The 14,309-nt window shown below is 65.4% G+C and carries 13 protein-coding genes; 4 read left to right on the top strand and 9 right to left on the bottom strand.

Annotated elements, in window-relative coordinates; all coding sequences use genetic code 11:
- Positions 1–197: 197 nt before the first annotated feature.
- Positions 198–1,706, bottom strand: a complete 1,509-nt coding sequence (crtI, locus tag TRAD_RS10890) for a phytoene desaturase family protein (RefSeq protein ID WP_013178668.1) — start codon at positions 1,704–1,706, stop codon at positions 198–200.
- Positions 1,707–1,876: 170 nt separating this feature from the next.
- On the opposite strand from crtI, the gene TRAD_RS10885 reads away from it, so the two are divergent.
- The 4 genes from TRAD_RS10885 (at position 1,877) to TRAD_RS10875 (ending at position 3,417) form a co-directional block, all read left to right on the top strand.
- Entirely contained in the window at positions 1,877–2,671 is a 795-nt protein-coding gene (locus TRAD_RS10885; RefSeq protein ID WP_013178667.1) for an SDR family NAD(P)-dependent oxidoreductase, read from the top strand.
- Positions 2,672–2,699: 28 nt separating this feature from the next.
- Complete coding sequence (locus TRAD_RS10880) at positions 2,700–2,915, top strand: PDDEXK family nuclease (protein WP_041947258.1); 216 nt, start codon at positions 2,700–2,702, stop codon at positions 2,913–2,915.
- Between the two features lie 17 nt (positions 2,916–2,932).
- Positions 2,933–3,070, top strand: coding sequence for a hypothetical protein (locus tag TRAD_RS16365; protein ID WP_185095162.1), 138 nt, complete (start codon positions 2,933–2,935; stop codon positions 3,068–3,070).
- A 98-nt stretch (positions 3,071–3,168) separates the two neighbouring features.
- Positions 3,169–3,417, top strand: coding sequence for a hypothetical protein (locus TRAD_RS10875; RefSeq protein ID WP_013178665.1), 249 nt, complete (start codon positions 3,169–3,171; stop codon positions 3,415–3,417).
- A gap of 73 nt (positions 3,418–3,490) precedes the next feature.
- Here the strand turns inward: TRAD_RS10875 and TRAD_RS10870 are convergent, their stop codons facing one another.
- The 8 genes from TRAD_RS10870 to TRAD_RS10835 all read right to left on the bottom strand — a co-directional run bounded on the left by TRAD_RS10870 (position 3,491) and on the right by TRAD_RS10835 (position 14,237).
- Positions 3,491–4,924: a 2-oxo acid dehydrogenase subunit E2 gene (locus TRAD_RS10870; protein WP_013178664.1), complete on the bottom strand. Its 1,434-nt coding sequence runs from the start codon at positions 4,922–4,924 to the stop codon at positions 3,491–3,493.
- A 222-nt stretch (positions 4,925–5,146) separates the two neighbouring features.
- Positions 5,147–7,849 carry a pyruvate dehydrogenase (acetyl-transferring), homodimeric type gene (aceE, locus tag TRAD_RS10865; protein ID WP_013178663.1) on the bottom strand — a complete coding sequence of 901 codons (2,703 nt, stop codon included), beginning with the start codon at positions 7,847–7,849 and terminating at the stop codon, positions 5,147–5,149.
- A gap of 191 nt (positions 7,850–8,040) precedes the next feature.
- The gene (locus TRAD_RS10860) at positions 8,041–9,057 is read right to left on the bottom strand and encodes a zinc-dependent alcohol dehydrogenase (protein ID WP_013178662.1); all 1,017 of its coding nucleotides are present in this window, start codon (positions 9,055–9,057) and stop codon (positions 8,041–8,043) included.
- Positions 9,054–9,875 (bottom strand): SDR family NAD(P)-dependent oxidoreductase, encoded by an 822-nt coding sequence (locus TRAD_RS10855; RefSeq protein WP_013178661.1) that lies wholly within the window; start codon positions 9,873–9,875, stop codon positions 9,054–9,056. The genes TRAD_RS10860 and TRAD_RS10855 overlap by 4 nt, the downstream gene beginning before the upstream one ends.
- Complete coding sequence (locus tag TRAD_RS10850) at positions 9,875–10,741, bottom strand: carbohydrate ABC transporter permease (protein ID WP_013178660.1); 867 nt, start codon at positions 10,739–10,741, stop codon at positions 9,875–9,877. Before TRAD_RS10850 ends, TRAD_RS10855 begins: the two co-directional genes overlap by 1 nt.
- A complete protein-coding gene (locus tag TRAD_RS10845; protein ID WP_013178659.1) occupies positions 10,738–11,610 on the bottom strand; it encodes a carbohydrate ABC transporter permease in 873 nt (290 codons plus the stop codon). The genes TRAD_RS10850 and TRAD_RS10845 overlap by 4 nt, the downstream gene beginning before the upstream one ends.
- 98 nt (positions 11,611–11,708) lie before the next feature.
- A complete protein-coding gene (locus TRAD_RS10840; RefSeq protein ID WP_013178658.1) occupies positions 11,709–13,019 on the bottom strand; it encodes an ABC transporter substrate-binding protein in 1,311 nt (436 codons plus the stop codon).
- 183 nt (positions 13,020–13,202) lie between these two features.
- Positions 13,203–14,237, bottom strand: a complete 1,035-nt coding sequence (locus tag TRAD_RS10835; protein WP_013178657.1) for a zinc-dependent alcohol dehydrogenase — start codon at positions 14,235–14,237, stop codon at positions 13,203–13,205.
- Positions 14,238–14,309 lie beyond the last annotated feature (72 nt).

Here is a 14,309-nt window from a genome sequence, read left to right as displayed (position 1 = left end):
CCCCCCCCGTCGGTGGTCAACCGGTAACCTGTGCATCATCAACCCCCCAGCCGAGCGCGCGGTGACGCTCCACGGCAGTCGGCTCGCTGGCTCACGGCAACCCGCAGAGAAGCGCGCCCAGCGAGCCGCTGAGCGCCTAAGCTTACGCGCGCGCGCCCGGCGCCTTCGTTCTCCGGTCTACACTCTCAAGGTCGCGCCTACGCCGCACCGATAAGGTTCTCGACGATTTTGGCGCTCGACAGCACCCCCGGCAGCCCCGCCCCCGGGTGCGTCCCCGCCCCCACGAAGTAGAGGTTGGCGAAGTCCTCGGAGCGGTTGTGCGGCCGGAACCAAGCCGACTGCGTCAAGATGGGTTCGACGCTGAAAGCCGAGCCCAGGTGCGAGTTGAGCACCTCTTTAAAGTGCAAGGGGTCGATGTAGTGCTCGACGACGAGGTTGTCCTGCAAGCCCGGCAGGTAATGGTCCTCTAAAAAGCGCATGATGGCGTCGCGGTAGGGTTTGGCCGCCGTGCGCCAGTCGGTGCCGGAGCCTAGGTGCGGTACGGGGGAGAGGACGTAAAACGACTCGCAGCCGGGAGGGGCCATGCTGGGGTCGGTATAGGTCGGCATGTGCAGGTAGAGCGAAAAGTCCTCGGCGACGACCTTGTTCCGGAAAATGTCCTCTAAAAGCTCTTTGTAGCGCTCGCCGAGGATGATGTTGTGGTGCTTTAGGGGGGTGTCGAGGTAGCGCCGTTTGGTGCCGAAGTAGATGACAAAAAGCGACATGGCGTAGCGCATCGAATCGATCTTTTTGTTCGTGTACTTGCGGCGGTAGCGTTCGGGGATCATCTCGCGGTAGGTGTAGGCGACGTCGGCGTTGGAGACGACCGCGTCGGCAAGGTGAACGGTGCCGTCCGGGAGGCGGACCCCCTTGACGCGCCGCTCGCCTTTGCCCGCGCCCTTCTCCCCGCGGGTGTCGACCAGGATCTGCTCGACCTCGGTGTTCAGGTGAATCTCGCCGCCGAGCTCGAGGATGAGCCGCCTGAGCCCCTCGACGATGGCGCCGGTGCCGCCCATGGCGTACCACACCCCCCACTCGCGCTCCAGGTAGTGGATCATCGCGTAAATCGACGTCGTGTCGAAGGGGTTGCCGCCGACGAGGAGCGGGTGAAACGAGAACACGCGGCGCAAAAACTCGTCTTCGACAAAGCTCGAGGCGTACTGGTAGACGCTCTTGTACGACTGCAGCCGAATGAGGTCGGGCGCGACTTTGATCATGTCCCAGACGCTCAAAAAGGGTTTGTCGGCGAGCTCAACAAAGCCCTTTTGAAAGATCGCCTTGGTCGCGCGGATAAAGCGCAGGTACCCCTCCTTGTCGGCGGGGTTGCGCTCGTGAATCTCGCGCAGGATAAACATCTCGTCGTCGTTGTAGTCAAATGGGCGGCCCTGGTGGTCGAAGATGCGGTAGAAGGGGTCGCACTTGACGAGCTCAAAATAGTCCTCGCGCCGCCGTCCGGCGGCCGCGAAGATATCGTCGAACATAAAGGGGGCGGTGACGATGGTCGGGCCGCCGTCGAACTTAAAGCCGTCCAGCTCGTAGACGTACGCCCGCCCACCCAACTTGTCGCGCTTTTCAAACATCACGACGTCGTGGCCCGCCGCCAAAAGGCGCGCCGCCGCCCCGAGCGCGCCAAAGCCGCTGCCGATAACGATAATGCGCTTTTTCACCCCCTCACTATAGGGTGGGCGCGGGCGTCAAAGAGAGCGGTAGAGGCACAGTTGAAACGGTTTTCGAGCGGACGTGCGACAATCGAGTGTAAAGCCATTTGCAGAGCTGTTAGGTAAAGAGCGTTGGGTGACAAAGCCGTTACAGCGAAGCGCGTTCGTGTGAGGTGCGTATGGACTTGGAGCTGAAGGGCAAAGTGGCCGTCATCACGGGGGGAAGCGTCGGTATCGGCTTGGCCGTGGCGAGGGGGTTGGCGGCCGAGGGGGTACACGTCGCGCTCTGCGCGCGCGACGAGGCGCGCGTCGTGGCGAGAGCGGAGGAGATCGCTCGCGACTACGGGGTGCGCACCCTCGGCGTCGCCGCCGACGTGAGCCGCGCGGCGGACGTCGCGCGCTTCGCCGCGGCCGTGAGCGACACCTTTGGCGGCGCCGACATCCTCATCAACAACGCCGGCACGGGCAGCGAGGAGACCATCATGGAGGCGCCGGACGAAAAGTGGCACTACTACCTCGAGCTGCACCTGATGGCGGCGGTGAGGCTCGCTCGCGCGCTCGTGCCCAGAATGCGCGCGCGCGGCGGCGGGGTGATCCTCAACAACGCCTCGATCTGCGCGACCCAGCCGCTCGGGTACGAACCCATCTACAACGTTTCAAAGGCCGCCCTGGCGATGTTCTCCAAATGCCTCGCCAATGAGCTTATCGGCGACAACATCCGCGTCAACACGGTCAACCCCGGCCTCATCCAGACCCCCGACTGGGAGAAGACGGCGCGGCTCCTGACCCGTGACCAGGGCGTGAGCTGGGAGGCGTACCTAGAGGAGGTCGCCAAGGAAAACACCCCCATCGGCCGCTTCGCCTCACCCGAGGAGTTGGCGCACTTCTTCGTCTTTTTGTGCTCGCCCAAGGCCTCGTACTGCGTCGGGTCGTCGTACTACGTCGATGGGGGGTGGCTCAAGGTGGTGAACTAGGGGCGTGCCGATGCCCTAGACCGTCCCTATGTTTAAGCTCGCTGAGGCTGCGTTGTCGCTCGAGGAGTACCTGGCGCGCGAACGCGAGGGCGACGTCCGCCATGAGTGCGTTGGTGGTTACGAGACCGAGCCGTGCATCCTGGTCGAGGTGCTCTCCCCGAGCACCAGAATGACCGACCTGGTAACCGACCTGCGCGAGAAGCTGACCGCCTATAAGAGCCTACCGACGTCCAGACCTACCTGACCGTAGACAGCGAGCGCTTGGCGGTGCGGCACATCGCCAAACAAGCCGATGGGCGCTGGCTGCAAGAGGACCTGACCGGCGACGGCGACATCCCGCTGCCGTGTCTGGGGGGCGCGCTCAGCTTGCCGCAGATCTACCGGGGCGTGTTCGGCTGAGCGCTCGGTCGCCGGTGGGTTTGGGGGCGAAGTATCGTGTGGGCCACTTAACGGGGGCCAGCTGCCGTGCTAAGCTGCGCGCTCTGAGAGGAGGCCACATGGCTGAGCAGACCCTTGAGGATCGCCAGCGGGTGCTGCGCGAGCTAGAGGACATCCATAACACGTTAACGAGCGCCCTCGAGAAGGTCGCGCGGGTGCAGCTAGAGACCGAAACCACCGACCCCGGGATGCAGGAGACCTTTAACGGGTGCGTCTCGAGCCTGAGTGAGGTCGCCGAGCAGATCGGCATCATCCGCGACGATTACGAGATGGAGACGGCGCGCCGTCAGAATGAGGGGGAGCTGTAGCGGGCCGCTCAGGAAGCACCACAAGCAAAACCGCTCCCTCACAAGGGAGCGGTTCTCTCGTTGTAACGAGCCCTTAGCCCTCAACCGCCATCAGGTAGGGGTCCTCGATGGTCTCGCAGAGGAAGCGCAAGAATCTAGCGGCGTCGGCGCCGTCGATGAGCCGGTGATCGTACGAAAGCGACAGGGGCATCATGGTGCGCGGTTTGAACTCGCCAGCCTCAGCGTCCCAAACGGGTTCGACCGTGCCCCGGGCGACGCCCAAGATGGCGACCTCCGGCGGGTTGACGATGGGTGTAAAGCCCGTCCCACCGATGCCGCCCAGGTTCGAGATGCTGAAGTTGCCCCCCTGCATGTCCTCGGGGCCGAGCTTGCGGGCGCGCGCTTTTTCGGCGATCTCGCCCAGCTCTTTGGCGAGCTGAACCACGCCCTTTTTGTCCACGTCGCGAATGACGGGCACCAGGAGGCCATATTCGGTGTCGACCGCGACGCCGACGTTGAGGTAGTCCTTGTAGACGACCTCGTTCGTTGCGAGGTCCAAGGAGGCGTTGAACTTCGGAAACTTCTTGAGCGCTAACGCGGCCATCTTGAGCAGGACGGCGGTCGGGGTGAGCTTGGCGCCGGCGGCCTCGGCGCGGGCCTTGTAGCGTTGGCGAAACGCCTCAAAGGCGGCCGTGTCGGCCTTGTCGAAGTGCGTGACCATCGGTACGCTCGACCACGCGTTGGTCATCGAGCGCACCGTCGCCTTGCGAATCCCCGACATCGGCTCGCGGCGTACGGAGCCGTACTTGCTAAAGTCGGGTAGCGGCTGCGCGGCGGGCGCCGGTGCGGCGGGTGGTGAGGCGGGTTGTGCGCTCGGTTGCGCCCCCCCGGCGGCGACGCGCCGCACGTCCTCGGCGGAGATGCGCCCCAAGATGCCAGAACCCTTGACGTCGCGCAGGTTGACGCCGAGCTCCCTAGCTAGGCGGCGTACCGACGGGGCGGCGGGGAGGGGTTCTTTCTCCTCGAGGGGGGTGTCGTAGGCGTCGGGGGCCCGCTGCGCCCCTTCGGCGTCCGCGGCTTTGGCAGCAGCGTCGATCCCCGCGGCTTTGGCCTCGGCGTCCCCCTCGGCGCGCTCTTCGGCGACCTCCTGCGCGACGTCCTCTTCGGCCGCCGCGTCGGCGGCGCCCGCCGAGGGGCGGCCCTCCTCGCTCGGGGCCTGGGTTTCCTGCGTTTGGGTGTCTTGCGCTTGGGCGTCGGCAGCGCCCTTTTCGGCCCCTGCGCCCTCGCTCTCACCCTCGCCGACGATCAGCACGACCTGACCGACCGAGGCCTCTTCGTTCTCTTTAACCAAAATCTCCTGAACCACCCCCGAGACCGACGACGGCACCTCGACGACCGCTTTGTCGGTCTCGAGCTCTAGCACCGCTTGGTCTTTGGCGATGGTGTCACCGACCGAGACGAGCACCCCGACGACGGTTCCCGAGGTGATTCCTTCCCCTACTTCAGGCAGTTTGAATTCGGTTGCCATGCCTTCCTTTCGCCTGCTCGAGCAACTTCGCTGCGACCCCTAAGTGGCCTCGAGGTGCCCCAAGCCCCCACCCGCGCGCCGCGACCTCGCTCTGCCGTGCCCTTTCGTGTCCGCCCCCGACCCCTGGTGGGTTCTGCAGGGTCGGGGGCGGTTTCGCACCCGATGATACGCCGGGGCGACCCGGCGCACGGCGAGCGCCCCCGCAAGCTGCCACGAGCTCTACTATGCCACGTGCGGGTCGAGCTTATCGGGGTTGATCTCCAAATCTTTCAGGGCTTTGGCGACCACGCTCTTGTCTACCTTGCCCTCTTGCGCGAGCGCCTGCAGCGTCGCGAGCGTGATGAAGCGAGCGTCGACCTCGAAGTGGTCGCGCAGCTCCTCACGCGCCTCGGAGCGGCCGAAACCGTCGGTACCGAGGCTCACCATGGGGCGCGGCAGGTGCCGCGCGAGCGCGTCGGGTAGGAGCTTGAGGTAGTCCGAGGCGGCCACGAAGACCCCTTCGGCCTCTTTCAGGGCGTCGTAGACAAAGGGCGTCTGTGGCTCCTGCTCGGGGTGCAGGCGGTTGTGCCGCTCGACCCTAAGGGCGTCTTGGTGCAGCGCTTTGTACGAGGTGACGCTCCACACGTCGGCGGCGACCTTGTAGTCGGCGAGCAGTGCCTGCGCCTTTAACACCTCGTTCATGATCGCCCCGGAGCCGAAGAGCTGCGCGCGCAGTTTCGCCTTTTTCGGAGCCGGTTTAAAGAGGTAGAGCCCCTTGAGCACTCCCTCTTTAAGTTCCTCGAACGACAGGTGCTCCGGCAGGGCGGGTTGCCGGTAGTTCTCGTTGCCGATGGTGAGGTAGTAGAAGAGGTCCTCTTGCGCCTCGTACATGCGCCGCATCCCCTCGCGGATAATGATGGCCATCTCGAACGCGAACGATGGGTCGTACGCCATCAGGTTGGGGATGGGATAGGCGAGCACGTGCGAGTGGCCGTCTTGGTGTTGCAACCCCTCGCCCGCCAAGGTGGTGCGGCCCGCGGTGGCGCCGAGCAAAAAGCCTTTGGTGCGCATGTCGCCCGCCGCCCACAAAAAGTCGCCGATGCGCTGAAAGCCGAACATCGAGTAGTAGATAAAGAAGGGGATGGTGTTGACGCCGTGGGTGGCGTAGGCGGTGCCGGCGGCTATAAACGACGAGATGGAACCCGCTTCGGTGATGCCCTCCTCTAAGATCTGCCCGTCGGTCGACTCCTTGTAGTAGAGGATGTTGTCCGAGTCCACGGGTTCGTAGAGCTGCCCGACGTGCGAGTAGATGCCGATCTGGCGAAAAAGCGCCTCCATCCCGAAGGTGCGCGCCTCGTCGGGGATAATGGGGACGATCAGCTTGCCCCACGTTTTGTCGCGCAAGAGCTTGCCCAGGATGCGGACGAACACCATCGTCGTCGAGACCTCGCGGTCGCCGGTGCCTTTGCCAAACTCCTCGAAGAGCGCCTCGTCGGGGGCGGCGAGCGGTTCGGCCTTGACGCGCCGCGCCGGTACGCTTCCGCCGAGCGCCTCACGCCGCGCCTTTAGGTAGCGGAACTCTTCGGTGTCCTCGTCGGGTCGGTAGAAGGGGAACTGGCCGATCTCGTCGTCGCTAATCGGGATGTCGAAACGGTCGCGGAAGAGTTTGAGCTCGTCCTCGTTGAGCTTTTTCTGCTGGTGGGTGACGTTTTTGCCCTCACCGGACTCGCCTAGGCCGTAGCCCTTGATGGTGCGCGCCAAGATGACGGTCGGTTGCCCCTTGTGCTCGACCGCCCGCTTGTAGGCCGTGTAGACCTTGATGGGGTCGTGGCCGCCGCGGTTGAGCTTGGCGAGGTCCTCGTCGCTCCACCCCTCGATCAGTTTTTGCAGCTCGGGGGTGTTAAAGAAGTTTTTGCGCAGCTCCGGCGCGCCGAAAGCCGCGTAACGCTGCGACTCGCCGTCGACGAGCTTTTCAAAGCGCTCCAAGAGCACCCCTTGGGTGTCTTTTTGCATGAGCTTGTCCCAACCCGAGCCCCAGACGACTTTGATGACGTTCCAACCGGTGCCGCGGAAGCTCGCCTCGAGCTCCTGGATGATCTTGCTGTTGCCGCGCACGGGGCCATCGAGGCGCTGCAGGTTGCAGTTAATTACCCAGATGAGGTTGTCGAGCTTTTCGCGGGCGGCTAAGCTGATGGCGCCTAGCGTCTCGGGTTCGTCGGTCTCGCCGTCACCCAGAAAGGCCCAGACCTTTCCGCCGCCAGGCTCTTTGAGGCCGCGGTCCTCGAGGTAGCGGTTAAAACGCGCCTGGTAGATCGACATGATAGGCCCCAGACCCATCGAGACGGTCGCAAAGGTCCAGTACTCGGGCATCAGCCAGGCGTGCGGGTAGCTCGTCAAGCTCGGGCCGCCCTGCAGTTCGCGGCGGAAGTTGCGCAGGTGCTCTTTGTGGATGCGGCGCTCGAGGTACGAGCGGGCGTAGATGCCGGGGCTGGCGTGGCCCTGAAAGTAGATCATGTCGGCGTCGAGCCCGGCGCCCTCGCCCCGGAAAAAGTGGTTCATCCCGACTTCGTAGAGCGTCGCCGCCGAGGCGTAGGTCGAGATGTGCCCACCGATGCCGTCAGAGAGCTTGTTGGCGCGCACCACCATGGCCATGGCGTTCCAGCGGATAAGGTTGCGGATGCGTTTTTCAATCCCCAAGTCGCCGGGGTAGGTTTCGTCCTCCTCGGCGGGGATGGTGTTGATGTAGGGCGTGTTGGCGCTAAAAGGGATCTCGACGCCGAGCTTTTTGGCGTGCTGCTCGAGCTTTTTAAGGAGCTCAAGCGCCCTTTCCGGGCCGGAGCTGTCGAGCACGTACTCGAGCGACTCGAGCCACTCTCTAAGTTCGATCTCCTGGAGCTGCCGCTGCTCCTCGGGGCTCAGGCCGGTCTTCTCGAGGGTATCCGCCACGTTTGGGCCTCCTTTGGTCTACCCGTTATCCGGTTACGGTTCTTGGGTCGAACGCCCCACGGTTTTCGGCGGCCGGCGCTAGCTGCCGGGGGCGCGGTGTAGGCACACCAGTGTACCCGTTGGCCCCTTATTGTACAGACCCCCAGGGGGGCTCGCTGCATTGTCGCCTGCAGAGGGCGGCTGAGGGGCGCTCAGCGGTGCGGGGTGATGAGGCACTTGACGACTTCGGGGGAGGCGAGCAACTCGTCGAAGAGCGTCGCTCCCTCCTCGAGCCTCGCCCGCCGGTGAACGAGCTCGGCTGTCGGGATGTGCCCGCCGGCGAGGAGCTCTAGGGCTTGCCTGAAGTCCTCGTGGCTCATCCCGTAGGAGCCCAAGACGCGCAGCTCGCGCGTAACGACCGTCTGCATATCGACCTCGACGACTCGAGCGTTGTTGCCGAGCCACACCACGGTGCCGCCGTCCTTGGCGCAGTCGAGAGCCTGCGCGACGGTGGCGCTTACCCCGACCGCCTCGATGCACGCGTCCGCGCCGCGTCCCCCGGTGAGGTCTTGAAGGGCTGCGGGGAGGTCCGTCTCCGCTGGGTTCAGCGCTGCGTGGACGCCGATGGCGCGGGCGACCCCCAGCCGCGCCGCACTGGTATCGCTCACGACCACCTGCTGCACCCCGGCATGCAGCAGCACGCTCGCGCAGAGGAGCCCGATGGGGCCCGCGCCCGCGATGAAAACGGTATCCTCCGGCCCCAAGGGGATGAAGTTCACGGCGTGAACGGCGACCGCGAGCGGTTCGGCAAAGGCGCCCGCCTCGAAGTCCAAGGTCTCGGGCAGCGGGTAGAGGTTGCGGGCGGGCCAAACGACGTACTCGGCGTAGGCACCGGGGGCGTCCATACCCATGAGGCGGCGCCCGCGCGCGGTCTGCACGATGGGGTGGACCGCGACGCGCGTCCCGATGGGGAGGTCTACGCCTTCGCCCACCCCCACCACCTCGGCGGTCGCCTCGTGGCCCATGACGAGCGGCGGGACGCGCCTGCCGGTCCGCCCGGTATAGCCGTGGAGGTCGGAGCCACACACGCCGACCGCGCGCACCTTGAGGAGCGCGTCGCCCGGTTGCGGCTCGGGTAGGGGCACCTCGCGTAGCTGCAGCTCGCCGATGCGGGTGAGCACGAGCGCGCGCATGGTGCTCGGTAGGGTGTCTGGTGGCGTGCGGGTCATGCGAGCGTCCCCCCCGAGATGAGCCAACCGCCGTCGACGACGATGGTTTGACCGGTGATGTAGTCCGACGCCGCGGAGGCGAGCAGCACGGCCGCCCCCGCGAGGTCGGCCGGTACCCCGGGGCGCCCCTGGGGAATAACGCTCACGGCGCTTTGGTAGCCCTCGGGGTCGGAGAAGACCGCGTCGGTCATGGCGGTCCAAAACCGTCCGGGGGCGATGGCGTTGACGCAGATCCCGTCTTTCGCCCACTCGAGCGCCAGCGCCCGCGTCATCTGCCGCAGCCCCCCCTTGCTGGCCGCGTAGAGGGCGATGTTGGGCACCACGATCTCAAACGAGAGCGAGCCTACGTTGATGATCTTGCCCCGCCCCTGCGCGCGCATCGTCTCGGCGGCGGCCTGCGCGGCGAAAAAGGCGCCCTTGAGGTTCACCGCCATCACGCGCTCCCACTCCTCCTCGGAGAGTGCCGCGGCCGGTTTGCGGACGTTGATGCCGGCCGCGTTCACCAGGATGTCGAGGCGCCCGTAGTGCTCGGCGGTCCGCTGCACCGCCCCCCGCACCGCCGCTACACTGCTCACGTCGGTCGGCAAAGTCAGCGCTTCCCGCCCCGTCCTGCGCACCAGCTCGGCGGCGGTCCCCAGCTCAGACGCGGTGCGCGCCGCGAGCGCGAGGTCGGCGCCCGCGTGCGCGAGCGCCAGCGCGACGCCCAAACCGAGGCCGCGGCTCCCGCCCGTGACCAGCGCGACCTGGCCGTCTAGGCGCAAACTCGGCATGACGAACTCGCTGTCTAGGGGGCGGCGCCGTTCGTCCGCGTCCGCCATCAGCCCTTCACCGCCCCCATCGTCAACCCCGAGACGATGTAGCGCTGGATCACCAAGGTCAGCAAGATGACGGGCAGGGTGATTAAAACCGCCGCCGCCCCGAGGCCGCCGAAGTCGATCTGGCCGTAAGAGATAAAGTTAAACACCGCCACCGGTACGGGGCGGGTGTTGGGGCCCGAGAGGATGAGCGAAAACAGAAACTGGTTCCAGCTAAAGATAAAGGCCAGGATGCTGGCCGCGACGACGCCGGGGGCAGCTAGCGGCAAGACGATGCGAAAAAACACCCCCAAGCGGCTCGAGCCGTCGACGAAAGCGGCTTCCTCGAGTTCGGTGGGCACGTCCTCGAAAAACGAGATCATGATCCAGATAATCAGTGGCATCCCGACGATCAGGTGGGTGAGGGTCAGCGCAACGTAGGTGTCGATAAGCCCGAGCGCGCGAAAGGCCAGGTACCAGGGCACCAAGTAGGTGATGTACGGCGTGAGCCGCGCGATGAGGATGGCTAGAGCGAGGCCGTTTTGCTTAAAGCGGGCGATCGAGTAGGCGGCGGGGAGCCCCAGTACCAACCCGAGCAGCGTCGAGAGGGTCGCCACGACGAGCGAGTTCCAGGTGAAGAACAAAAAATCGTTGCGCTGGATCACGTTGCGGTAATTCTCGAGCGTCGGCGTAAAAAACCACACCGGCACGGGGCTCGTGTTGGCGATCTGGTTGCGAAAGCTCGTCAGGATCATCCAGACAAACGGGAACAGGATGATCACCAGCACGAGCGCCATCAGCAGGTAGATCAACGCACTTTGCAGGCGCGCGTTGCGCTTGTAAGCGCGCGCCTGCGTGGGGTAGACGGTCACGGAGCCTGCTCGACTCATGCCACGCGCCTCCTAGCGAGGTTTAAGAGCACCGCGATGCCGAGCACGACGAAAAGCAAAAAGATAAGGAGTGTCGCGGCGTACCCCGCGCGAAAGAACTCAAAGCCGGTTTTAAAGGCGAAAACGTTGAGGGTCTCCGACGCGGTCCCCGGCCCCCCTTGGGTGATCACATAGATGATGTCGAAGGTTTTTAAGGCGTCGATACTCCGCAAAATAAGGGCCACGACGATGGCCGCGCGGATCCCCGGCAGGGTGATGTGCCAGAAGCTCTGCCAGGCGCCCGCGCCGTCGATGCGGGCGGCTTCGTAGTACTCCTGCGGGACGCCTTGGAGGGCCGCGAGCAGGATCAGCGCGACGAAGGGGCTCCACTGCCAGACGTCCACGAGCACCAGTGACGGAATCGCCAAGCGGGCGTCGGCCACCCAGAGAGAGCGCGGCAGCCCCAGCGACTCCAGAAAATAGTTGAGCACGCCTAGGCTCGGGTTAAACATCAGCGCCCAGATGAGCGCGATCGCAACCGGGGTCGCCACCATTGGCAGCAGGATAAGGGTGCGCACGAACCCCTTACCGATCATGTCGCGGTTAAATAGGAGCGCGATGCCGAGACCCAAGAGCATCTGCAAAGGCACCGCGACGCCGGTGAAGTAGAAGGTATTGACGAGCCCATTCCAAAAGCGGCGGTCGGCGAGGGCGGTCTCAAAGTTGGCGAGCCCCACGAAGCGCGGCGCCGACCCGATGAAAAAGTCATAAGTTGCGAGGACGAAGTTGGCCAGAATGGGGCCGACGATCAGGACCAAGATAGCGAGCAGCGCGGGCAGCGGAAAAAGCCACGGCGCGTGCCGGTCGAAAAAGTCTGCGGCGCGCTTCAAGGACGGCTCCGGGTAGCGTTCATCGGTTGACCTCTAAAAAAGTGTAAAAAAGTGGCAAAAAAGCGGGTCCGGCAACCCGCCGGACCCGTTCAAAACGTTTACTGCGCGCTGTTGGAGCGCTCGAGGATGGCGTTGATCTCACGGTTGGCCTGCTCCAGGGCGGGGCCGACTTCCTGCCCCTGCAGGGCGGCGACGATCGCCTGACCGTAGGCGTCGCGCACTTCGGGTACCGGTACGACGGGCGGGTTCCAGTCGCCGTGGCCGATCGAGTAGTGTAGCTGCGAGGCCTCGATCCAGCTCTCGGGTGCGGTCGCCTGGAACTCTTCGTTCTCCCACGCCGAGGGGCGTGCGGCGGGCACGCCCTCGAGCAGGGCGGCGAGCTGGTTCTCTTTTGAAAGCGCCCACTGGATGAAATACCACGACGCTTCGGGGTTTTGCGAGGCGTGGTTGACGCTAAGGCCCCACACGAGCACCGCCGGAACGCGGCCGGCGGGACCTTCGGGAAGGGGCGCGTAGGCGACGTTCTCGCGCACGACGTCCAGGGTCTGCGCGGGGTCCTCGATAATCGAACGGAACACGTTTGCGTCGAACATCATCGCGGCCTGGTTTTGCGCGAAGATGCTGGTGACTTCGGGCCACGACATGTTGACCACGCCCGGAGGGCCGTAGTTGCGCAGCAAGTCGGCGTAGAAGGCCAGGGCCTCTTGGCTCGCCTCGCTGTCTAAGGCCGAGGTGCCGTCGTCGTTCAGCCACTGACCGCCGAACGAGTAGAGAAAGTTGACGATCTGGCTTGTCGCGTTCGCCCCGCGCCCGCGGGCGGCGAACCCAGCCATACCGGGGCCGTTGAGCGCTTCGGCGTACTCGCGAAGCTCCTCCATCGTCTCGGGGGGACCATCCAGCCCGGCCTCCTCGAAGAGGTCGGTGCGGTAGAAGAGCACGCTCGACTCGATCTGCAAAGGCAGGCCGTAGAGCCCCCCTTCGGTCTCGAAGGTAGAGATGGCGCCCTCGAAAAAGTCCTCCATATCCAACTCTGGGTTCGTGAGGGTGCTATCGGCGACGAAGTCGTCGACGAAGCGCACCCAACCTGCGCCCAGGTACTGCGCGCCGTCCTGGCCGGGTTGGATCATGTAGCCGTCTAAGCTGCTCGCGCCGCTGCTGGCCTCGAGCAGACGGCGCTGGCGGAACTGGTCTTCGGGAAAGGACTCGAGCGTGACGTTAATGCCCGTCAACTCCTCGAACTCGGGTACCAGGGGGGTGATAAAGTCCGTAAAGGGGTGGTTGTTCATCAAAAAGCGGATGTTGGTCCCCTCGAAGCGCCGCCAATCGAACTCCTGCGCCCCCGCGAGGCTCGCCAAAGACCCCAGCGAAAGCGCCCCCACGAGTGCGTAACGCTTGACCGTCCGTGCCATCTTCTGTCCCCTCCGAGGCGCGCCGCTGTCAGGCGGCGCACCTCTTTAACCCGCATGTTTAACCCGCATGGTTAGGACCCATATAGCATGCCTTCCGGCGGGCACTCCTTGACGCGTCTGCTCGGCGAGTATAGCCCCCGCAATTTTGCCCTGTCAACGGAGCGCGAGCCCCCTCAGGGCCCCTCAAGCGCCCGGTTTGAGGAGCACCTTGACGCCCCGCTTCTCCCGAAAGCACGTAAACGCCTCCGCCCACGCCGAGAGCGGGTAGACGTTGCTCACAAGGACTTGCGTGCTCACCTGACCCGAGCGGAGGAGTGCCAAAGCGCTCCGCCACCCCTCCGGGGTGCTGGCGTTGCTCCCCGTGACGGTCAGCTCGCGGTAGCACACCTCGTCGAGGTCCCAGGCCACGGGGCGCCCGAAGAGACCGATCTGCACGTAACGCCCCCGCCGCCTCACGAGCCTAAGCAGGGCCGCGGCGGCGCCCCCCGCACCGGAGCACTCGTAGACCACGTCGGCGCCGAGGCCGTCTAGCGTCACCTCTCGTACGAGCGCCTCCGCGTCCTCTCGCTGCACGCTGAGGGTGTGCTCGGCGCCGAGCCTCCGGGCGAGCTCGAGACGCGCCTCGTCCGCGTCCGTGCCGAGCACGATGACCGTTGCCCCCGACGCTTTAAGGACCTGGAGCGTCAGGAGCCCGATGGCGCCGGGGCCGGCGACCACCGCCGTCTCACCTGCTCGCACCGTAGCGGCCCCCAGTACGGCGTGGGCGACGCAGGCCAAAGGTTCGGTGAGGGCGCCCGCTTCATCGCTGATCCCCGGTGGCAGCTCGTGCAGGTTCGTCGCGGGCACCACGAGGTACTTGGCGAAGCCGCCGTGGACCGCCGAGCCGATGGAGCGGCGCTCCGCACAGAGGTTGCGGTGGCCGCTGCGGCAGAGCCGGCAGCTGCCGCAGGTCGCGGCGTAGGTCTCGGTCGTCACGCGCGCCCCCTCCCGCACGCCGAAGACCCCTGCGCCGAGGGCGACGACCCGCCCCGAGACCTCGTGGCCCATGACCACGGGCGGCTGGGTGCGGAATTCGTCATCGTAGATGTGCAGGTCGGTGCCGCAGATCCCGGCAGCTTTCACCTCGAGCAGCACCTCACCCGGCCCGGGTTGTGGTTCGGGAATCTCCCTGAGCTCGACGTTGCCCACGCCCGGGGCGACCTTCATAAGGGCTTGCATCAGCGCCTCCCGTCCTCTGCGTTAAGAGGCCGTTATATCACGCCGTGGGTTCCTGACCCTCTCGCTACGGGA

Source organism: Truepera radiovictrix DSM 17093, from assembly GCF_000092425.1.
In the GTDB taxonomy this organism is placed as follows: Bacteria; Deinococcota; Deinococci; order Deinococcales; family Trueperaceae; genus Truepera; species Truepera radiovictrix.
Note: the sequence above shows the minus strand (reverse complement) of the source record. Positions and strands in the feature narration are given on the sequence as shown.

Bases quoted from the DNA above. Each gene is read 5' to 3' on its own strand.
- TRAD_RS10885 (WP_013178667.1), top strand. From the start codon at position 1,877: ATGGACTTGGAGCTGAAGGGCAAAGTGGCCGTCATCACGGGGGGAAGC.
- TRAD_RS10880 (WP_041947258.1), top strand. From the start codon at position 2,700: ATGTTTAAGCTCGCTGAGGCTGCGTTGTCGCTCGAGGAGTACCTGGCG.
- TRAD_RS10875 (WP_013178665.1), top strand. From the start codon at position 3,169: ATGGCTGAGCAGACCCTTGAGGATCGCCAGCGGGTGCTGCGCGAGCTA.
- TRAD_RS10870 (WP_013178664.1), bottom strand. From the start codon at position 4,924: ATGGCAACCGAATTCAAACTGCCTGAAGTAGGGGAAGGAATCACCTCG.
- TRAD_RS10860 (WP_013178662.1), bottom strand. From the start codon at position 9,057: ATGACCCGCACGCCACCAGACACCCTACCGAGCACCATGCGCGCGCTC.
- TRAD_RS10855 (WP_013178661.1), bottom strand. From the start codon at position 9,875: ATGGCGGACGCGGACGAACGGCGCCGCCCCCTAGACAGCGAGTTCGTC.
- TRAD_RS10850 (WP_013178660.1), bottom strand. From the start codon at position 10,741: ATGAGTCGAGCAGGCTCCGTGACCGTCTACCCCACGCAGGCGCGCGCT.
- TRAD_RS10840 (WP_013178658.1), bottom strand. From the start codon at position 13,019: ATGGCACGGACGGTCAAGCGTTACGCACTCGTGGGGGCGCTTTCGCTG.
- TRAD_RS10835 (WP_013178657.1), bottom strand. From the start codon at position 14,237: ATGCAAGCCCTTATGAAGGTCGCCCCGGGCGTGGGCAACGTCGAGCTC.